Origin of the sequence: Pleionea litopenaei (assembly GCF_031198435.1) — a bacterium.
In the GTDB taxonomy this organism is placed as follows: domain Bacteria; phylum Pseudomonadota; class Gammaproteobacteria; order Enterobacterales; family Kangiellaceae; genus Pleionea; species Pleionea litopenaei.
This window is the reverse complement of record NZ_CP133548.1, coordinates 1,305,156-1,324,975: the sequence shown is the minus strand read 5'-3', so window position 1 is coordinate 1,324,975 and position 19,820 is coordinate 1,305,156. Positions and strand designations below refer to the sequence as shown.

The window sequence follows — 19,820 nt, the reverse complement described above, 5'->3', positions numbered from 1 at the left end:
GATATTGGTGTGGTAAGTAAAACGCAAGGACGTTCATGAATTCACTACGACGAGTTAATCACCCTAAGTTTAATGAGGGTGAAGCGCTTTCTCCTTGGCGAGAGAGTCTTAACGATATTATTTTTGGCGCCGAGACTAAACTTGGTAAAGCCTTTGATATTGTACTTATCGTGAGTATTTTATTGAGCGTTCTGGCCATTATGCTCGACAGTGTTGAAGCCATCCGACTTGAATATGGACGATTACTTTGGACGGTTGAGTGGGTATTTACCATTTTGTTTACGCTTGAATATGGGTTGCGTTTGATCTGTGTTCGCAAACCATGGCTGTACGCCAAAAGCTTCTATGGAATGGTAGATTTGTTATCTATCATTCCAACCTACCTAACGCTTCTCCTTCCCGGCGCCAAATATATGTTGGTGATTCGAATACTGCGGGTGCTTCGATTGTTCCGAATACTCAAGTTAGCTGAGTATGTCGGAGAGGCTAACATCTTACTCAAAGCGTTAAGCAACAGTCGTCATAAAATTTTAGTGTTTTTGTATACGGTGCTGACGCTCGTGGTGGTCTTCGGCTCGACGTTATATGTGGTCGAAGGCGCTTCATCTGGATTTACCAGTATTCCTAAATCTGTGTATTGGGCCATTGTAACCCTAACCACAGTTGGATACGGCGACATTGCGCCGGTTACTCCGCTCGGACAGTTTATTGCTGCGGCGATTATGATTATGGGCTATGGCATAATCGCTGTACCAACGGGAATCTATTCTGCTGAATTGGTTCGTGCCTATACAGGTAAAGAGCCCAATGAAGCTTGCCCAACTTGCGGTCAAACTGGGCACGATTTTGATGCCAGCTTCTGCAAATATTGTGGCCATTCACTGCAACAAAATGGTGCTGATTAAATTCGGTATTCACTTGAGTTCTAAGAGCATCATTTTTGCCTTCTTATATCTAATTATCATTTGTTTTAACTGACCTCGTGAGTAGCATGAAAGTGTCTATTCATAAAACAACCGAGGAAAGTCAATGTCAGTTAGAGACAAGTTAGTGATCTTTGATACGACTTTGCGTGATGGAGAGCAAAGTCCTGGGGCAACCATGTCAGTTTCAGAAAAGATCGAACTCGCTCTCTTACTCGAACAACTCGGCGTTGACGTTATCGAAGCAGGATTTGCCATTGCGAGTCCTGGTGATTTCTTGGCGGTTACTGAAGTGTCTAAAGTGATCAAACAGACGCAAGTGTGCAGTCTTGCTCGGGCGCGAGAAAAAGACATTGACGCTGCAGTTCAATCTCTATTGCCTGCGAGCAACAAACGTTTGCACACGTTTATTGCGACGTCTGATATTCATATGCAACATAAATTGAATATGAGTCGTGACGAGGTGCTCGATGTTGCTGTGCGATCGGTTCGTTATGCGCGTCGCTTTGTCGATGATGTTGAATTTTCTGCCGAAGACGGGGGTCGTAGTGATCCTGATTTTTTAGCAACCGTAATCGAGAAAGTGATCGCCGCTGGGGCACGCACGATTAATATTCCAGATACAGTCGGGTACTGTGTTCCACATCGATTTGGCGAGTTTATTGGCGAGATCATTCAAAAAGTGAGTAATGCCGATCAAGCCATCTTTTCGATACATTGCCACAATGACTTAGGATTGGCGACGGCCAACTCATTAGCGGCAATTGAGTGCGGTGCTAGACAAGTTGAGTGCACCATTAACGGACTCGGAGAGCGCGCCGGAAATGCCGCGCTCGAAGAAATTGTTATGGCAGTGAATACTCGACAAGACCTATTTCCACTGGATACCAATATTAATCCTCGTGGCTTGGTGGCGTTGTCTCAAAAAGTATCTGAAGTTACAGGATTTGCAGTGCAACCGAACAAAGCGATTGTGGGCAAAAATGCTTTTGCACACGAAGCAGGTATTCACCAAGACGGTATTTTGAAGCACCGTGAAACCTACGAAATTATGCGTGCTGAAGATGTTGGCTGGCAGGGTGAACAAATCGTTTTAGGCAAACACTCAGGGAGAAATGCATTTCTCAGCCATATGCAGGCTCTGGGTGTGGCCCTAGACTCAGCTGAGCAAGTCGAGCAAGCGTTTGATGCGTTTAAACGTCGTGCGGATCAAGGTCAACCTTTGACTGATCAGCACTTGTTGCACATGGTTAGTCAACTTACCCTGAGCCAGGGACAGCCGGAAGCGCCCTCACCAGCGAAGACCTCATAAACTCGCAATAACAACGTCAGCCACTATCGCCTTGCTTGGCGATAGTGGTCTTTTCAGTTAACATAGTCGGCAACTACAGCAGTCTGTGGTCGCGAACGCCTTGAAAGAGCCATTCTGCATCATTGAGCCCAATGGCACGCAGGTGTACGTTTTTATTCGAAACCTATTAATCCACGAGCCAAAGAATCCACTCATGTCTGATGCCTACTTAAATGCAATGGGAATTACCTCTTGGGTGACTCGAGAGGCGTCATCTGATTCGACTTCTTCTGATTGGTCTTTTGACGACGGCGCTGACAGCGCTAAAGAAGCTGCTCAAGGTAATCAACAAGGTAATCAACATAACAGTCAACAAGTCAACACTCATTCCCAACCGGTTGCGAAGCCCAAGCTTGAGTCAGAAGCAAAGCCGAATGAAACTCGACCTCCGTCAGAGCTAAGTGGTTCGAGCGCATCAAATGAGCCTCGCGTTGAGACGAATGCTGCGACTACCGATGTAGATGCAAATGTCGAGACAAAAGTTGAGACAAATCTTTCGTCGAAAACGAGCCCAGAACTTTCACCGGTTCACAATCAAACCTCTGCATCGGTTAACGTAAGCACACAGCCAATAGGGCAGGAGCGCGGATTTTTAGTTTTACCGTCGAATAAACGTTGGATTCAAGAGGAGTTACTAGTTGTTTGCCGACATCAACCGGGCCAGCCCTCGGAGTCGTTTTGGTCGCGCGGACAACCGTCTAAAACCATTCGTAATTTATTGCATGGCTTGCATTATCTTTTGACCGAGAGTTATTCGGCACAGTGGTTAAATCGAATCAACTATGCACAACTCGCAACGACGGCGCTTAGTGAAAATACTCAACAAACCGAGCGGGTATTAACCGAGATTAAACCAAAAGCAATATTGGTGCTCGGAGAACATACGGCGAACCTAATTGCGGGTGAAGCTCGCAGTATGAGTGAGTGGCAATTAAAGAACTGGCAAACATCAGAGGGTATTCCGTTTATTGTGACTTATCATCCATACGAAATATACCAGTCACCCATTTTGAAAAAACAAGTCGTTCAAGATTTATTACGATTAAGTCACTTATTGCACGATGACTCTGTTTCTTCGTAAAGCCGTTAAAAGTGATCTACAGGTAATATTAGAGAACGAGCAAGCGGCTTATCCCATTCCTTGGACACCCACCATGCTCAGTGACAGTTTTGCTGAGCAGTATCAATTTTTTGTTGTTTGTCTAAACCAACCACAAGAAGTGATTGGTCATATGATTTTGCAACCCATTTTAGATGAGTGTCATTTGTTAAACATTTGCATTCGTCCTAGCGCACAGGGAAGAGGCTTTGGTAAGCAAGTTCTTCAAAAGTGGTTCGAATTAGCCGAGCAACAACAATGGACGACACTCTGGTTAGAAGTTCGTGAATCGAATCAAGTGGCACAATCGTTATATTCGTCCATGGGGTTTGAACACATTGCGACGCGAAAAGATTATTACTCGGCGGGGGAAGGGAAACGAGAAGCAGGATGGTTAATGAGTAAGTTAATGCACTCATCTTGAATAGAGTAGGTTCACCATCCTGCGTAAATATGATTAATTGAGTGCTTTTTGAATCGAGCGCCAATCTATAATTTTAAAGTTTTGAGTTTGCTCTGGCAGCCTGTTTCTTCCATCTTGAACAATTAATATTCCGGCAGGGTAACCAGGTAATGGTGATGATGTGACCGTAAGTCCGTCTGTCTCAGAAACGCCATCGATTCCTTTTCCTATGTTCATTATAATCTTAAAGTTCAAACGAGTTCTAAGCTGCTGGTTCAGGTCATAGATCATATAGCTATCGTTTCCTTGACTTGAAACAACTAGTAGTTTTTCTTTTTCCGTTCGATAGATCTCCATCCCTTCTACGTCAGGTACTAGACCATTCCCAGCTTCGATGATCTTCTCTGGTGATTGGCTTTTAGAGTTAACGTTGAGCACCCAAATTCCAGCCTTTTCTTCTCCCATATACAGCCTAGAAGTTTCTGGGTCGAAAGTACAACCTTCTGGTTGGCTTGGCAATGCAAACTCATTGACTAATCGAGCGTTCACCTTTTCTTTAAATGTATCGATTCGATATTGCTGATAGCGCCCGTCTTTATCATTGATGAAAACCCAAGCGTCCTGGTCATTTTGACCGACGCACAGCCCATAGACTTCAGATAGGGTAGTGGGTATGTTACTTAAAAATATAACTTGGTTTCTTTTATCTACAGTAAAGAACGAGATACTGTTGTTGGAACGATTGCTGGCTGCGATAAGTCTTGGCGGTGTGTTTTGACTATTTGTTGAGGAAAATACATCAACATTATTCAGCCGGCCGACTTTAAGTTTTTGTCGAGACTTGCCGTTTAAATCGAAAACATTTAAGCCTGATTTTTTATCCGTACCTAGTATCAAACTTTGAGAGAGGTTGTTTGGGTTAATCCAAATCGCGGGGTCATCGGCGGCATCGCCTGAGCTGCCGACTTCATCGGTTTCATTATTACTGACTATGTTGATGATTGTTTGAATGTTCTCTGTTTGATTTACCAAATTTCTCTCGATTGAGTCACTCTGTTGTTTATGAGTGAATGATGTTGAATAGTAGTGAGAATTTTGTTCTTGGTGAGCGCTGATAATTTCGGTCCCTTGATCATCTATAATAAATAGCTTTTCGATGTTTTGCTCAAACACTTCTTTTGCTGAAATTTGATGCTGATGGTGTGAAAGTAAAATTTCTCCATTGCTTAAACTAATAAGCAAACTTCTATCGGCGCGAACCGCAAGCGCTTCTATATTTGCGTTAATTGACCCAAGCGGCTTATTCATTAATACTGGAGTCTTACTACCATCAGACTCGGCGTTAAGGGAGTACTTCCATACTCCTATGTCTTCTTCTGCAACGTACAGCAGTTGATTGATAGAGTCGATAGCGCAGGCTTCTGCTTGTGGAGAAACCGCCATTCGGCGTAACTCTTTGTTGATCGATTGATTAGAAGTGAAATCGAACGCAATTACTTCAGTTGCTATACCAATATCATCGATGGCGACGATCGAAACGTAGTGATCTTTGTTTACGTTAATACAAAACTGCTCTGGGTTTACTAAATTTGAATAACTACGAAGAAATGACAGCTGTTCACCTTTGATAAGGAATAGGTCTAAGTAGCCAGTGACCTGATTCAGAGCAATGACAAAAAATTGTCGGTTAGAGTTAGCCGAACTCTGTCCAATTTTAATCTCTTCATATCGACCGGGAAGATGAGCCAAGCGTCGCTTCCCTTGATATAAGGCAATACCTTCTTCATCGATAGTTTGAAGTGTTAATAATGGATTCATTTGGATAATGATGGAATGTTGTCGTATAGATACATCGGTAGCCTTCAATGGAAGACTGGAAAGCTCATTAAATTCTACTCGATTTAAGTTCGCTACAAGCGGCCCTTTATCCGTTTTCTTGCTCTGACACGCAGTCATTAAAGCTAATGAAGTTACGACAATAATGGTATAAATTCTGATTTTCATTAATTTGAACCTAAGTTGAAATTTAGTAAGTTGTCTTAGAATGCATAACGAAGCATTAGCTGATAAAAAGAACCCGCATTTTCTTGTTCAAGTTCGAATTCGTCAAAGTTTCTAGTTAACTGATCGTCGATGGTGTCAAACTTATTGAATGCTTCTCGTTTTTCTGCATCTAATAAATTTGAACCAACCAACCTTAACGTCAAATTATCCCAGCGTTTTTCGATAAATAACTCTAAGTCTGCGCCATAAGAAGTAGTGACTTCCTCACCAATAATTCGACCATAAGCGCTTCCTTGTTTTCGATAGGTTAATCCAAATGACGTGTTGCTATCGGGTAGATCTTGAATAAAGCCAAGGTTATATACATTTTTGGCTTGATCATTGAATGTTCGCTTTCCAAATAAATCATCAACTTCGCTATCGAGCACTGAGTAATTTAGAAACACACCGGTATTTTCTAGGTTGATAATAGAAAGTGGCGTTGAAAGATCGAGTTCAACGCCTTTAACCGTTCCATCACCAAGATTTTCAGGTTTGAGTACAAAAGTACTTGGTCCCTCAGAGCCTTCAATACCAGTATTGGTTAATTCTATTAGGTCGTTTATTTTTCGGTAGAAAACATTGAGTCCAACGACTCCGGTTTGTCCAATACGATGTTCAATTCCAAAATCAAGCCCTACAGAAGTTTCAGGTTTTAAAAATGGATTCCCTTGCAAGTCATTATCGCCAAACTCTTTTTCAATTAACGCAGGTGTTAGGTAGTCAAAGTTAGGACGACGGACACTTTTGGCTACAGAGAAATGCAATCGGTCATTGTCATCGAGTTGATATTGAATATGAGCGGATGGAAGGGCAAAAGAGTAGTCCTGTTTAATGGTTGGAGCGTTACTTAAAGATAGGTCTTCGATTGAAAATTTGGTTGATTCGTATCTTACACCGACCTCCCAAGACAACGAGAGCATCTTTTGCTTCACTAAGAAAAACGCATCGGCCCGAGTTTCTTCTATGTTGCTGTGAGCGCTGGGCACGGATTGAAAAGGTGCATTGTGCAAGGCCAAATTGTTTGGAGATTGAATTTCAGGATCCCAATTATTGGAGACTTCGCGCTCGTCTTCCGATTCAAGAATGTTTGAGTAGCGCTCTTTTTCTTGGGCAAAAAGGCCAAATTCAATTTTCTGGTCAGTAGTTGTCGAGTAACTTTGAGACCAACTAAGGGAGTGTTCATCATCAACTAAATCGACGATGGTTCGTTCTTCTTCAAAAACAAAAGGGACTTCAGACGTATCAATTTCATCTTCCCATTCGAAGACAAACTCATCAAACTTTGCAACGGTAGCTTTAAATTTTGCTATACCGCCTAGCCAGGGTGTGGTCAGTTTTGTACCGACACTAAAATTTCTTTGCTCAATATCAGCATTATTAGCGTTGTCGGTTTCTAAATTTCCTCCACTTGCTGCTAAACCAATAGTACTAGATGGGTCATTGTATTCGAATGATCGTTCAATTTCTTCTCTATCAGTGTTGACAAAAAATCCGTATAGCTCAACGGATGAGTTTTCTCCGAAAGCCAAACTGTAATTGATGTTTAAGGACCGATCTGTTCCATCTCGAACATCGCTTTGTGTTTCGCGATTGTCGAAGTCGTCATTTTGATAGTTAGGATTATTTTCCGGAGAATCGCCGTAGCGTAAGCTGGTTTTTTGTTTAGGATTGTAGCGGCCTTGATGGTTGTACCCAACGATCAAGCGGCCGCTTCCCACTTTACCGCCCCAAATAGCAGAGATACTTTCTTTCATTTCATTATCGCTAAATTTGAGACCGCCTGCTCTTATGTAGCCACCGTCTAAACTAAATCCGTCTCGCAAGACTATATTTAAAGTTCCTGCGATAGCATCGCCAGAACGGTTGGCACTGTTGGCGCGCACGACTTCAACACGCTCAATCAGTTCAGCGGGTATTCGATCAAGAAAAAAGGAGCGGTCGGATCCTGAGCCAGGTACTTGCTCTCCGTTGATTAATATCTGGGTGTACCCAGGGCTTAAGCCGCGCATACGCGCACCATCTGATTCAATGACATCTGACAAAAAGGTGACGCTGGGAATCCGTTTTAGTGCATCGCCAGCAGTTAAAGGTTCGAAGCGTTGAAAGTACTCTTGATCATACTCAAGTGTTTGATTGATCTCGTTAGATCGGTTGCGGTATCCAATCTCACCATAAACCACTACCTCTTCTGCTACTTTGACTTCTTCATCAGCAGGCTTTGTTGTGTCGGCTTGAATCGATCCGGTAAATCCGCTGACCGCAGCCAATGCGAATGGAATGGTTGCATATTTCATAGGGTTAAAGCTCCAAGACGTTAAGTTTTTAGCCAGTATGATGAGCTACCAGCATGTTGTATTGGCTGAAAGGTAGAGTGAAAGAGTGACGCTTTTATGACAGTGAGCGTCATCTAACATTGAATTTAAGAGGAAACTGAACGGCAGAAGAGAGGAATGAGCTGAAAAGACCCGTTGGTTTAACCATATTAAGGACCATTGTTATGATGATTTATCTCACTCGGTCATGTTTTTGTCATTTCTGCGAGCCAAAATGACCCGATGCAAATGAGTCACTATTTTTTATCATTGCAGGTGTCATCAACCAACCATCGAGATAAGTCATGTTTTCATTTTCTCGCTATTTTTTGAAATCACTCGTGATCGTCGTTATATCCATATCCATTTTAGTGGCTATTGAGGCCGGGACTTTAAAAACCATGAGTGAAATCAAATGGTTGGATGTGTTAGGCGAAGGTGGGATTTTTTTGATGACGCTAAGTTGGCTGGTTGCAATATTAGTTTCTCGACCAGCCGGCACTGTAACTAACTACCTAGTACTAGGTCTGCTCGCTTTCTTGACATCCTCCTTGTTTGATTTATGCGACGAATTTGTTCGCGTGTCATCGAGTAATTTTCTTTCTTGGTTTGAATCGTTGCCAGCTCCTGTCGGTCTATTGTTACTTTCTTATGGACTGTATCACTGGCATCGTGAGCAAATGTCGATTAATGAAGTGTTACGTAAGCGCGAATACGGTGTTAGAGAGTACTCTGCAATCGATCCTATTACAGGCTTGTATAGAGGCGTGTATATGCATGACTTTATTAAACATCAGCTCGAGCAGAGGCAATGTGACTTTTGTTTGGCGGCTCTTGATCTTAACGACTTCGGAACGTTCAATCAGCATAATGGTTACATTGATGGTGATCGGTTTTTACGGAATATCGCAGAGCTGATTTTAATGAATAGCCGTTTGAATGACTTGGTTTGCCGTTATGCTGGAGATCGATTTATTATATACCTACCATCCATTTCTATTGAAGACGCAGAGGCACAACTTCAACAAATTGAAGCGGCTATTGCTAACTTATCCTTTAAGTCACAGCAACAGCAGACGGTTAAGCAACAAACCGTGTCTTGTGTTCTTGTGCAATGCTCTGATTCGGATACGGTTGAATCATTATTTTTTAACATCACGGAAAGATTTGAGCGATTAAAGACTGCTTCACAGAGAGAGCTTCGCATTGCTTAATTCGAGGCATAAAAGTCAATCTTTAACGCCAGCTTTATTGGCCTCGGTCGCCTTTTGTGAGCGATTTAGTCTGTCTAGACGTCGGTTGTTACATGGTACGGGGCTAGAGCCTATTGATTTACACAATAGTCAATTAGCGATTAGTTTTGAGCAACAACGGCGCCTGTTTAAAACCATCTCGCAACTTCGGCCTGAGCCTGACTCGGCATTTATTTTGGCCGAGCATTTGTTGTATGAGCAGGCCAATCTCTTGGCTGCACTGTCTAATTCGAACCGTTTGGGGCAAGCATTACGTATTTTAAATGCACACTGCTTTCGTTATTCACCTCTGATGTTGGCTCAAAGCTTTATTACAGCACAAAGAGTAGAAGTTTATTACTCTCCAATGTTTGATATACCAAGTGCACATTCTCAGTTCATGGCAGAGTTTCAAAGCTATTTGTTAGCACATACACTCAAGCGTTTGACTGGGCACTGGGTTAAATCTTGGTTTAACTTTTCTCACGCCCGCCCAAAAAATGTGATGGAGTATGAGCAGCGGCTCGGAACTCGCTTGCAGTTTAATCAGCCTGCGTTTAGTGTTGTTTTTGAAAAGAAATGGCTTAACTTTAAGTTCTCTGAAGGAAATACATGGCGCGCTCGTCGAGTGATCAGCGAGTATCAAAAGTGCGATGATGGATTACCCACGACACCGCAGTTGATCATGCAGCTAATTCGGAATGAGCGCTTCAGCAACCTAGAACAAGTTGCTGATTTACTTGGAATGAGTAAAGCAACGGTTAAGCGCAAATTGAGCGACTATGGTTTATCCTTTCAAGGACTGCATGACACTGTGCGTAAACATCAGGCCTTACATTGGTTGCAGCAACCTGGCTATAGCAATGAGCAAGTGGCAGAGTACTTGCAATATTCCGACGTGACTAATTTTCGGCGAGCGGTCAAACGTTGGACCGGCTATACACCGAGTCAAATTAAACAATTATTGGTGTCTTGGACCTAGTTAGCCCCTTAAAGGCTTCCCTTTAGTCCGGCGGTCAGACGACGGCCAGATAATAAGTCCTTATTTCTCAGATATTGAGTTCAGATGCGACTGAATATTATTGTATAATCTTGCGTTTGCAAGCTTATAACCCTGTCGACTGATTAATTTATGGCCAATACTGTTCAACAAGAAATCGCGAAAAGACGTACTTTCGCTATCATCTCCCATCCTGATGCTGGTAAAACCACCATCACCGAAAAGTTACTGCTGCACGGAAAACTGATCCAAGAAGCAGGAACGGTAAAAGGCCGTAAGGCGTCTAAGCACGCAACTTCCGACTGGATGGAGTTAGAAAAGCAGCGTGGCATATCCGTCACTACCTCCGTCATGCAGTTTCCCTACAATGGACGTATTGTTAATCTTTTAGATACGCCAGGACACGAAGACTTCTCGGAAGATACCTATCGTACTTTAACCGCTGTTGACTCAGCTTTGATGGTCATCGATTCCAGCAAAGGGGTTGAAGATCGAACCATCAAGTTAATGGAAGTGTGTCGACTGCGTGATACACCCATCGTGACCTTTATGAATAAGCTAGACCGTGATATTCGCGATCCGATTGAGCTATTAGATGAGGTCGAAGATGTTCTCAAAATTCATTGTGCCCCAGTGACATGGCCAATTGGAATGGGTAAGTCGTTTAAAGGGGTTTACCATCTTCTTGATGACACCATTCATTTATATCAGTCAGGTCTTGGGCATACCATTCAAGAGCAAAGAATCATTCAAGGCATCGATAACCCAGAAGCCGAGGCGGCTCTTGGAGGCCTGCTGGATGATTTAAAAGAAGAACTTGAGCTGGTTCTCGGTGCAAGCCATGAGTTCAATATGGAAGAGTTTCTTGCGGGTCGTCTAACGCCTGTGTTTTTTGGCACCGCACTGGGTAATTTTGGTGTTTCACAAATGCTAGACAAATTTGTCGAGTGGGCACCTGCGCCGTTACCTCGCGCGACACAAACGCGAGAAGTCGATGCGAGCGAAGATAAGTTTTCTGGCTTTGTTTTTAAAATCCAAGCCAATATGGATCCGCAACATCGAGATCGAATTGCTTTCTTGCGCGTATGTTCTGGGCATTATGTGAAAGGCATGAAAATGCATCATGTCCGTCTCAAACGTGATCAACAGATTTCAAATGCTGTCAACTTTATCGCTGGCGAGCGAGAGCATTTAGAGGTCGCCTATGCCGGAGACATTATTGGATTGCACAATCATGGAAACTTGCAAATCGGTGATACCTTTACCCAAGGGGAAGAGTTAAAGTTCACCGGGATCCCTAACTTTGCTCCAGAATTATTCCGGCGTGTTAGATTGAAAGATCCGTTAAAGAATAAAGCGTTGCAAAAAGGGTTAATTCAATTGTCTGAAGAAGGGGCAACGCAAGTCTTTCGACCATTGAACTCAAACGATCTCATCTTGGGTGCGGTGGGTGTGCTACAGTTTGATGTAGTTGCACATCGGCTAAAAGCGGAATATAAAGTAGAATGTATCTACGAGCCCGTAGCGGTTGCCACGGCGCGCTGGGTCGGTTGCGATGATGATAAAATTATTGAAAAACTAAAAAATAAAGCCGGTGAAAACCTAGCTTTAGACGGCGGCGATAACCTAACCTATTTAGCACCGACTATGGTCAATTTAAACTTAACCAAAGAACGTTTTCCTGAAGTGGAGTTTTTTGAAACCCGTGAACACTAATGATTCTAATAAAAAGCTTCACTTAATCGATACTCACTGTCATTTAGACTTTCCTGAGTTCGATGTTGATCGTAAAAAACTCGTTGCTGTCGCTCAAGCCAATGGGCTTGATGGAATTATCATTCCTGGAGTCAAACGAGAAGGCTGGCGCTTCATTCGCCAGTTATCGGCTTTGATGGATGGCGTTCATAGTGCTCTGGGATTACACCCTATGTTTATACATGAGCATACTGAGCAGCATCTGCATGATCTAGAATTAGCCTTATCGGTCGGCCCACTTGTCGCGGTGGGTGAAATCGGGTTAGATTTTCAAAATGGTCGAGCGGATCAAGCCTTACAAGAAAAGTTTTTCCATCATCAATTACATATGGCGAAAGATGCAGGGTTACCCGTGATTATTCATTCGCGTCGAGCGCATGAAGATGTATTAAAACAACTACGTATTCTCAACTTTAATCACGGCGGAGTCATTCACGCGTTTAATGGTGATTTAAATCAAGCCAAGCGCTACGAACAGCATGGGTTTAAGCTGGGCGTAGGAGGGGCAATTACCTTTCATCGCGCGGTGAAGATACGAGCGATGGTTCAAGCGCTTCCTCTGGAGCAAATTGTGATGGAAACGGATGCTCCTGATATGCCTCCGGCGACCTGTAAAGGACCTCGCAATACCCCGGTGCATATTTTTGATAACTTTAAGGCTCTGTGCTCTATTCGAAACGAGACGCCGGCACAAATCGCCCAGCAAACAACCTTAAACGCCAAGCAGGTATTTAAGCTCCCCGATTAATCCACAGCAGACCTGACAGTGTGAACTGTCACTAGTATCGAGCGGCAAGTATTAGCAATTTCAGGCGTTATCTCGTAGGATGCGAGACAGCGCCACATAGGAAAGGTTAGGACTGGAATGACGCAAGACAAACGCATTATCACAATTAGGTTTTTAGAAGCAATGCTTGAAGACGGTTTGATCAACAAAGAAACCTTCGACAAGTTAAGAGTGAAATTGCGGTCTTTGGGTGATAAACATCCAATCGAAGGGATTGCTCCGTTTAAGATTAAACATGCCTCAAACCCGAAGGCGATACTCGACGATGAAACGCTAGCTCAATGGTATGCGATGCGCGTTGGAATGGACTATGTCGAGCTTGATCCATTGAAACTCGATGTTGACGCTATCACCGCGGTTATGTCGAAAGCCTTTGCGCAACGTCACAATATCATTGCTTATTCCGTTGATGCGAACAAAGTAACGGTAGCTACCTCAGAGCCTGACGTACAAGCCTGGGTATCGGGGTTGGAACATATTTTACGCAAAGAAGTTCGAAGAGTCTTTGCCAGTCCTGTTGCCATTCGTAAATTCCAGCAAGATTTTTACGCGCTCTCTCACTCCATTAAGGGGGCTGCAAGTGAGAAATATCAAGAGCTCGGAACAGGAAATCTAGAAGCCTTAGTTGAATTAGGCAAAGCCGGTGAGATTGATGCCAATGATCAACACATTATTCAAATTGTTGATTGGCTATTGCAATACGCCTACGCACAGAGAGCCAGTGACATTCATATTGAACCGCGACGTGAGAAAGGTAATGTTCGCTTTCGCATCGATGGTGTTTTACACAAAGTGTATGAGTTTCCTGCCGGCATTACCAACGCTGTACTGGCTCGCTTTAAAATAATGGGAAGAATGGATGTCGCAGAACGGCGTAAACCACTGGATGGACGGATTAAAACCAAAGCGACGGATGGGCAAGAGGTAGAACTTCGAATTTCAACTTTGCCAACAGCGTTCGGAGAGAAGTTGGTGGCACGTATTTTTGATCCTGGCGTGCTTAATCGTGATTTTGAATCGCTTGGTCTCGATGCCAATATTGAGTCAAAGTGGTTGTCGATGGTCAATCAACCCAATGGCATCATGTTGGTGACCGGCCCCACCGGAAGTGGTAAAACAACAACGCTGTATACCACATTAAAGTTATTGGCTCGGCCAGAAGTGAATGTGTGTACCATAGAAGATCCGATCGAGATGATTGACCCGAATTTAAATCAAATGCAAGTTCATCATGATATTGATGTTGATTTTGCGTCTGGAGTGAGAGCGCTGCTTCGCCAAGATCCCGATATAATAATGATTGGTGAGATCCGTGATAAAGAAACTGCCGATATGGCTGTGCAAGCATCTCTCACTGGGCACTTAGTTATTTCGACACTGCACACCAACGATGCCTCTTCAGCAATCACACGTTTGATTGACTTAGGCGTTGAGCCTTTTCTGGTTAATGCAACATTATTAGGCGTCATGGCTCAGCGTTTGGTCAGGGTGTTATGTCCTGACTGTAAAGAGGCGCAACCGACCAATGAGAAAGCTTGGAAACACTTAGTTGATCCTTTTCCTCTATCAACGCCGAAACAGGTGTTTCAACCGGTTGGGTGTCGCGCATGCCGTGGTACCGGTTACCTTGGTCGTCAGGGCATCTATGAATTACTTAATGTTAATGCGAATGTAAAAAAATTGATTCATGCGAAATGTGAAGTTCGGCCATTACGCGAGCAAGGCTTAAAAGATGGCATGAACTTATTAAGGATCAGTGGAGCAATGAAAGTCGCGCAAGGGGTGACCACCATCGAAGAGGTATTGCGGGTCGCATCGCCAGAAATGGAATCTTAATCGGAGAAGTAAATATGTCAAAAAATTGGCTTAACAATTTTGGCTTAATCAGCGTTGTGACATTAACCGGTGTTGTGGCATTAACCAGCCTAGCAGGCTGCCAAAGTTCTGCTGAAGGTAAAGCAGACGATCAGACGGTCGCACAAATTGCGCAAAATGAAGGCGCTGAACCCGTCGCCGCTGGCTTAGAAACCATAGAACAAAAACAAGAATACGCAGCGACCTTGTTGCGTGAAATTGGTTCGCTTGTTTCGACTCAGTCGTGTGCTAGCAATGATGATTGCGCGCTGTTGGCCGTAGGTCACAAACCATGTGGTGGCCCTGATGAATATCGAGTTTACTCGAAGCTGTCAACGGATGCTGGTGTGCTAAAAGCAAAAGCAAAACTGTACCGGTCCCTAAAAGAGAGCATTCAAAAAGAACAAGGCACTATGGGAATCTGTATGGTGACACCCAAACCGGTCTTTCACTGCTCGAATCAACAGTGCCAACTTGATGCCAATTCAGCGGATATTTAATAACGGGTTAGACTAAAAGCTTGTTATTTTTATTTGTATATTAGATAAAAAACATTCATTTATTGCTTTAGCTCAATTATTTAAGCAGTTGTTTTGCAAAAAAAATTATCTCTTCTACGCTTATCCAAAGGAATAGTATGAGATAATGTGGAAAACAACCACCAAAATAATAGGAGCTATAGCATGACTGCTAAATTCCCCTTTTCTCGAGCAACAGGACTTCGGCTAGTCGCCGGAAGCTTGTTGATGTGCTCGTCACCTCTTTGGGCCGATATTCAAGTTCAAGGTTTTGCCAACATTGTTGCTGGTACGACTTTGGATGATGATAGTACGGTTCGTGGATACGATGAGGACTTTGCCTTTGATCGTGACTCGCTGTTTGGCGTTCAGTTCACCAGTGACCTGAGCGATGGCCTATCGGCAACCGTGCAAATGGTTGCACGTGGACGTGACGATTGGGATGCCGAGTTTACCTGGGCTTACATGAACTATGAGTTATCTGATAACTCATCGATTCAATTTGGCCGTGTACGTATTCCGTTTTATAAATATTCGGAGTTTTTAGAAGTTGGTTATGCGTATCACTGGATGACACCTCCTGCGTCGGTTTATGACTTACCTTTGAATAACCAAGAAGGTATTGCTTACACCTACAACTCAACCATTGGTAGCTTTGACAGCAGCTTGCAATTTGTTGTTGGGCGATTAAATGAAGAGATGGCTTTTGAAGTCGACCCTGCACAAGATATTTTTGATGGCGAAGTCGATGGTTTTGATCGTCGTGATTCCGATGGTCGCAACAATACCAGCTTTGTATGGTCATTGACTGACTTTACTTGGTCTTTCCGTTTAGGTTACACCTTCTGTGGTGATTGTACGCTGGGCTTACCGACCGATGACTTTGCTCAACAAATCGCACTGCAAGCGCCTCAGTTTTTAGATGCGATGTTAGCTGTTGAGAATGATGTAAGCTTCGGTAACATTGGTTTGCGTTACTCTGGGGAAAATTGGTTTACCGAAGTTGAGTACGCTCGTTTCTCTGGTGACGACAGTTTGATTCCTGAAGAAACTGATTCAGCGTATTGGACCATTGGATTCAACACCGATACTTCGGTATTTCATTTTACCTATGAATTCGAAGATGCGGATCCTCGCACCGTTGACGAAATTACCGGTGGCGCCGCTATTCCTGGAGCCTTGGCAACAGCCATCGCAGGTGTTGCTGAAGCATTTCGCGAAGATTCCGAAACCATGACCATAGGCTGGCGATATGATTTTCATCGTTCAGCAGCGTTTAAGCTCGACATTTCCCGTATTGACAACAATTTGACCGGAGAGTCATACGATTTGATCACTACTGGCGTGTCTTTGGTCTTTTAAGGGGAGGGTGACGAAATGAAATTATTAAAAAGTTTTCTAGCCACAGTAGCTCTATCGCTTTCGGTAGTTGCTCAGGCAGAAGTCGCGATTATTGTTCATCCTTCGAATAATAGTACCTTAACTGAAACCGACTTAACTCGTATGTTTTTAGGAAAAATGAAAAGCTTCCCGAATGGAGAGTCTGCCGTTCCTGTGAATATGCCAGAAGGTCATGCAACGACGGATGAGTTTAATCAGAAAGTTTTAAGTAAGTCAGCCAGTCAACTTAAAGCATATTGGTCTAAACTTGTATTTACTGGGAAGGGTACACCTCCACAAGACGCGGGCAGCGCAGAAGAAATGCTAAAGCTTGTTGCGGGAAATCCGAGTCTTATTGGTTATGTTGATGCATCTAAAGTCGACGCCAGTGTTAAGGTTATTGCAAAGTTTTAATCATAAAGCTTGCAATTAAGGTAGCACGCTCCGAACCAAGGAAAACTTGGTTCGGAGAGCTTCAAGCGACTGAAAGATGTTTCAATTACTGTAGTACCCAAATTTAGCGATAATTGGTGCATGATTTGAACATGCACGTTGCTTTAAATATTAGGGTCGTCTATGAACTTTTTTCGTAAACTTGGTCTTCGTCAGAAGATTTTGTTAATTCCCTCTCTGGGAGCTATTAGCTTTCTTGCCTATATGTTGGTTTCGACCAATACCGCACTTCATAACCAACAACTTCTTGAAACGGCAAGAGACAATCATTTTCCTGCACTTCAATTGGCCGATAAGGCTTTGGTGGAGTTTGAACGAGTAAAAGAAACTTTGTCTGCCGCAGTGACTACGGGCGATGACGACACTTTGCAGCTTGCTAAACAGCGAGCTGATAATCTTGCGACACATTTTCGTGATATTCAAAATATTGATTCATTGTATTCACAAGAAATCCGTACGATTAGTGATGGATTTCAAAGTTATTTTAGAGATGCTTATCAAATTTCAACAGAGATGATGAGTGGCACTGCCGATTTTTCGACGTTGGGCGATAGAACCGAACGACTTAATAAAACCTACGATCAAGCCCATAGTCAATTAACCCGTTTTCGAAATCAATTGGATGCAACCTTTAAAAACTCGATTGAACTGGCCAACTCTCAGGCAGCTAATATGGTAACCGTGGGTTTTATTGTTGGCGGAATTACCATCGTCGTTTTATTCGGTGTTTCTATTCCAATCTCTTCTGCAATTCGTACCAATATGAACCGAGTGATCGCATCGCTTAAAGATATTGCTCAAGAAGACGGCGATTTAACGGTTCGCTTGCGCACAGAAAGTAAAGATGAGATTGGCGAATTAGTCTTTTGGTTTAATAGCTTTATCGAAAAGTTGCAAGAAGTTATTAAGCAAGTAGTAGGCTCTACCGCGCCGGTTGCCGAGTTAGTCCATTCGTTAACTCAATTGTCTGAAGAAGCTCAACAGGGTAACGCGACTCAGCGCGACAGCGCCGACCAAACTAAACGAGCAGTGGACGATATGAATGTGAGCGTTAGCCGAGTGGCTAATAACGCAGCAGACGCAGCTGAAGCAGCACAAATGGCTAACGATGAGACCGATAAAGGGCGCAAAGTGGTGGAGCGTACCGTGCAGTCGATTAATTCTTTAGCGCATAATATTACCGAAGCGTCGGAAGTTATTTCACAATTAGAGTCCGACAGCAATAGTGTCAGTATGGTGTTGGATGTTATTAAAGGAATTGCCGAGCAAACGAATCTTCTCGCTTTAAACGCCGCCATTGAAGCGGCACGAGCTGGCGAGCAAGGACGCGGTTTTGCTGTGGTCGCGGATGAAGTTCGAAGTTTAGCGTCGCGTACTCAAGAGTCGACTGAAGAAATTCATAAGATTATTGAAAAACTGCAATCGGCGGCGCGATCAGCAGTTGGTGTTATGTCTTCAAGCACTCAACAAGCTGAACAAAGTGTTTCGAGTGCCGGAGAAGCTGGCGAAAGTTTGTCGACCATTTCTGAAACCATTAACCGAATCAATTCTATGAATATGGAAATTGCTCGGTCGACGGACGAACAGCAAAGTGTCGCATCAATTATTGTTAAAAGAATGACCGATATACACGAACGAACTGAGTCGGCATCGGAAAGAGCCGACCGATTAAATCAAGCAAGTGAGCAGTTGCAGCATATGGCAACTGAGTTAGAACAGGTTGTTGCTCAGTTTAAAGTTTGAGGTTCCACTCGGCGCTTTTGAAAAATCATTAGAACGACAAAAGTGCCGAACGCATCGGCAAGCCAATCTAACCCACTGAAATCTCTCCCAGGAATTTGGTACTGAATAATTTCAATCAGTAACCCTAGTGCCAGCATAAGAAAGCCAATCATCCAGCGATTAATTTGAACGAAAGCCGACATTAATAAAAAGGTAACACCAGCGAAGGCAATAAAGTGATAGAGCTTATCGATATGACTCACGTTGATAACGATACCCACCGACGGTGTGAGCGTTAAGTAGAGCAAGATCACACAAGAGATTATCGCGCTGACTTTCCAAAATGGATGTCCGATTTTAGGTAAATAGTTAAAAATCGACATGGTTTATTCCTTCAAATTCTGTGTTACTGCTGGATAACTTCAGCAGACGGTAGTTTGTCATCACGATGATAGGACGTTGTTATTTTTACGCCTTTATCTTGAGGGTTTCGCCATATAAAGCAGTATTGGCCCGAGCTTTTTGCGGTGACCACTAATCCCTTCATTTTGTGAGTTAGTTGCTTGCCGATAACCCTTGTTGAGTTTTCACTGTTTTGTTGAGCGACAGAACGTTGATCGACAGAACGTAGCTCGACAAAAAACTCCAAGGGTTCGCTGCTAGAAAAACTCACTTTTATTTGTTGGTTTAATTTCAACAAGACACAACGTTGTACTTGCCGATGTGAGTCAATAATGCGAGTGCTTGTTTCTTGAACTAATGTTTCTTGATCTAATGTCTCTTGACCTAATGCATCTTGAGCTACTGTTTCTCGAGCTGCTTTTTTTGGGGCTGTGTTTTTTGGCGCTTCAACCTTGCGCGAGTCGTTTGATGAATGTTTTTCAGGTCGAGCAGGCTCTTGCGCATAGAGCCATTGACTGGCAATTAATACGCAGAGCATAGTTAAAAAAACATTGACCGGTAATGGCTTAATCATGGTTGAACG

General features: G+C 43.3%; 17 protein-coding genes. 13 read left to right on the top strand and 4 right to left on the bottom strand.

Annotated elements, in window-relative coordinates; genetic code table 11:
* Positions 1–35 precede the first annotated feature (35 nt).
* The 4 genes from Q9312_RS05895 to rimI all read left to right on the top strand — a co-directional run bounded on the left by Q9312_RS05895 (position 36) and on the right by rimI (position 3,797).
* Positions 36–905 carry an ion transporter gene (locus tag Q9312_RS05895; RefSeq protein WP_309203658.1) on the top strand — a complete coding sequence of 290 codons (870 nt, stop codon included), beginning with the start codon at positions 36–38 and terminating at the stop codon, positions 903–905.
* Positions 906–1,029: 124 nt separating this feature from the next.
* Entirely contained in the window at positions 1,030–2,235 is a 1,206-nt protein-coding gene (locus Q9312_RS05890) for a 2-isopropylmalate synthase (protein ID WP_309203657.1), read from the top strand.
* Between the two features lie 193 nt (positions 2,236–2,428).
* Complete coding sequence (locus Q9312_RS05885) at positions 2,429–3,355, top strand: uracil-DNA glycosylase family protein (protein WP_309203656.1); 927 nt, start codon at positions 2,429–2,431, stop codon at positions 3,353–3,355.
* Positions 3,336–3,797 (top strand): ribosomal protein S18-alanine N-acetyltransferase, encoded by a 462-nt coding sequence (gene rimI / locus Q9312_RS05880; protein ID WP_309203655.1) that lies wholly within the window; start codon positions 3,336–3,338, stop codon positions 3,795–3,797. Before Q9312_RS05885 ends, rimI begins: the two co-directional genes overlap by 20 nt.
* A gap of 33 nt (positions 3,798–3,830) precedes the next feature.
* On the opposite strand, the gene Q9312_RS05875 is transcribed toward rimI, so the two are convergent.
* Positions 3,831–5,780 carry a phytase gene (locus Q9312_RS05875; RefSeq protein WP_309203654.1) on the bottom strand — a complete coding sequence of 650 codons (1,950 nt, stop codon included), beginning with the start codon at positions 5,778–5,780 and terminating at the stop codon, positions 3,831–3,833.
* Positions 5,781–5,815: 35 nt separating this feature from the next.
* On the bottom strand, positions 5,816–8,116 hold the full coding sequence (locus tag Q9312_RS05870; protein ID WP_309203653.1) for a TonB-dependent receptor: 2,301 nt from the start codon (positions 8,114–8,116) through the stop codon (positions 5,816–5,818).
* Between the two features lie 323 nt (positions 8,117–8,439).
* On the opposite strand from Q9312_RS05870, the gene Q9312_RS05865 reads away from it, so the two are divergent.
* The 9 genes from Q9312_RS05865 to Q9312_RS05825 all read left to right on the top strand — a co-directional run bounded on the left by Q9312_RS05865 (position 8,440) and on the right by Q9312_RS05825 (position 18,856).
* Complete coding sequence (locus Q9312_RS05865; RefSeq protein WP_309203652.1) at positions 8,440–9,348, top strand: GGDEF domain-containing protein; 909 nt, start codon at positions 8,440–8,442, stop codon at positions 9,346–9,348.
* A complete protein-coding gene (locus Q9312_RS05860) occupies positions 9,341–10,348 on the top strand; it encodes an AraC family transcriptional regulator (RefSeq protein WP_309203651.1) in 1,008 nt (335 codons plus the stop codon). The genes Q9312_RS05865 and Q9312_RS05860 overlap by 8 nt, the downstream gene beginning before the upstream one ends.
* A 150-nt stretch (positions 10,349–10,498) precedes the next feature.
* A complete protein-coding gene (prfC, locus tag Q9312_RS05855; protein WP_309203650.1) occupies positions 10,499–12,082 on the top strand; it encodes a peptide chain release factor 3 in 1,584 nt (527 codons plus the stop codon).
* The gene (locus Q9312_RS05850; RefSeq protein ID WP_309204479.1) at positions 12,072–12,869 is read left to right on the top strand and encodes a TatD family hydrolase; all 798 of its coding nucleotides are present in this window, start codon (positions 12,072–12,074) and stop codon (positions 12,867–12,869) included. The genes prfC and Q9312_RS05850 overlap by 11 nt, the downstream gene beginning before the upstream one ends.
* 117 nt (positions 12,870–12,986) lie before the next feature.
* Positions 12,987–14,744 carry a type IV pilus assembly ATPase TfpB gene (gene tfpB / locus Q9312_RS05845; RefSeq protein ID WP_309203649.1) on the top strand — a complete coding sequence of 586 codons (1,758 nt, stop codon included), beginning with the start codon at positions 12,987–12,989 and terminating at the stop codon, positions 14,742–14,744.
* A 14-nt stretch (positions 14,745–14,758) separates the two neighbouring features.
* A complete protein-coding gene (locus Q9312_RS05840) occupies positions 14,759–15,262 on the top strand; it encodes a hypothetical protein (RefSeq protein ID WP_309203648.1) in 504 nt (167 codons plus the stop codon).
* A gap of 183 nt (positions 15,263–15,445) precedes the next feature.
* On the top strand, positions 15,446–16,642 hold the full coding sequence (locus tag Q9312_RS05835) for a hypothetical protein (RefSeq protein ID WP_309203647.1): 1,197 nt from the start codon (positions 15,446–15,448) through the stop codon (positions 16,640–16,642).
* Between the two features lie 15 nt (positions 16,643–16,657).
* Complete coding sequence (locus Q9312_RS05830) at positions 16,658–17,074, top strand: type 2 periplasmic-binding domain-containing protein (RefSeq protein WP_309203646.1); 417 nt, start codon at positions 16,658–16,660, stop codon at positions 17,072–17,074.
* 162 nt (positions 17,075–17,236) lie between these two features.
* Positions 17,237–18,856 (top strand): methyl-accepting chemotaxis protein, encoded by a 1,620-nt coding sequence (locus Q9312_RS05825; RefSeq protein ID WP_309203645.1) that lies wholly within the window; start codon positions 17,237–17,239, stop codon positions 18,854–18,856.
* On the opposite strand, the gene Q9312_RS05820 is transcribed toward Q9312_RS05825, so the two are convergent.
* Together Q9312_RS05820 and Q9312_RS05815 are read right to left on the bottom strand one after the other, a co-directional pair.
* Positions 18,841–19,218: a VanZ family protein gene (locus Q9312_RS05820; RefSeq protein ID WP_309203644.1), complete on the bottom strand. Its 378-nt coding sequence runs from the start codon at positions 19,216–19,218 to the stop codon at positions 18,841–18,843. The genes Q9312_RS05825 and Q9312_RS05820 overlap by 16 nt on opposite strands.
* Positions 19,219–19,241: 23 nt before the next feature.
* Positions 19,242–19,811 carry a hypothetical protein gene (locus Q9312_RS05815; protein ID WP_309203643.1) on the bottom strand — a complete coding sequence of 190 codons (570 nt, stop codon included), beginning with the start codon at positions 19,809–19,811 and terminating at the stop codon, positions 19,242–19,244.
* Between the last annotated feature and the right edge of the window lie 9 nt (positions 19,812–19,820).

Bases quoted from the DNA above. Each gene is read 5' to 3' on its own strand.
- Q9312_RS05895 (WP_309203658.1), top strand. From the start codon at position 36: ATGAATTCACTACGACGAGTTAATCACCCTAAGTTTAATGAGGGTGAA.
- Q9312_RS05890 (WP_309203657.1), top strand. From the start codon at position 1,030: ATGTCAGTTAGAGACAAGTTAGTGATCTTTGATACGACTTTGCGTGAT.
- Q9312_RS05885 (WP_309203656.1), top strand. From the start codon at position 2,429: ATGTCTGATGCCTACTTAAATGCAATGGGAATTACCTCTTGGGTGACT.
- rimI (WP_309203655.1), top strand. From the start codon at position 3,336: ATGACTCTGTTTCTTCGTAAAGCCGTTAAAAGTGATCTACAGGTAATA.
- Q9312_RS05875 (WP_309203654.1), bottom strand. From the start codon at position 5,780: ATGAAAATCAGAATTTATACCATTATTGTCGTAACTTCATTAGCTTTA.
- Q9312_RS05870 (WP_309203653.1), bottom strand. From the start codon at position 8,116: ATGAAATATGCAACCATTCCATTCGCATTGGCTGCGGTCAGCGGATTT.
- Q9312_RS05865 (WP_309203652.1), top strand. From the start codon at position 8,440: ATGTTTTCATTTTCTCGCTATTTTTTGAAATCACTCGTGATCGTCGTT.
- prfC (WP_309203650.1), top strand. From the start codon at position 10,499: ATGGCCAATACTGTTCAACAAGAAATCGCGAAAAGACGTACTTTCGCT.
- tfpB (WP_309203649.1), top strand. From the start codon at position 12,987: ATGACGCAAGACAAACGCATTATCACAATTAGGTTTTTAGAAGCAATG.
- Q9312_RS05840 (WP_309203648.1), top strand. From the start codon at position 14,759: ATGTCAAAAAATTGGCTTAACAATTTTGGCTTAATCAGCGTTGTGACA.
- Q9312_RS05835 (WP_309203647.1), top strand. From the start codon at position 15,446: ATGACTGCTAAATTCCCCTTTTCTCGAGCAACAGGACTTCGGCTAGTC.
- Q9312_RS05830 (WP_309203646.1), top strand. From the start codon at position 16,658: ATGAAATTATTAAAAAGTTTTCTAGCCACAGTAGCTCTATCGCTTTCG.
- Q9312_RS05825 (WP_309203645.1), top strand. From the start codon at position 17,237: ATGAACTTTTTTCGTAAACTTGGTCTTCGTCAGAAGATTTTGTTAATT.
- Q9312_RS05820 (WP_309203644.1), bottom strand. From the start codon at position 19,218: ATGTCGATTTTTAACTATTTACCTAAAATCGGACATCCATTTTGGAAA.
- Q9312_RS05815 (WP_309203643.1), bottom strand. From the start codon at position 19,811: ATGATTAAGCCATTACCGGTCAATGTTTTTTTAACTATGCTCTGCGTA.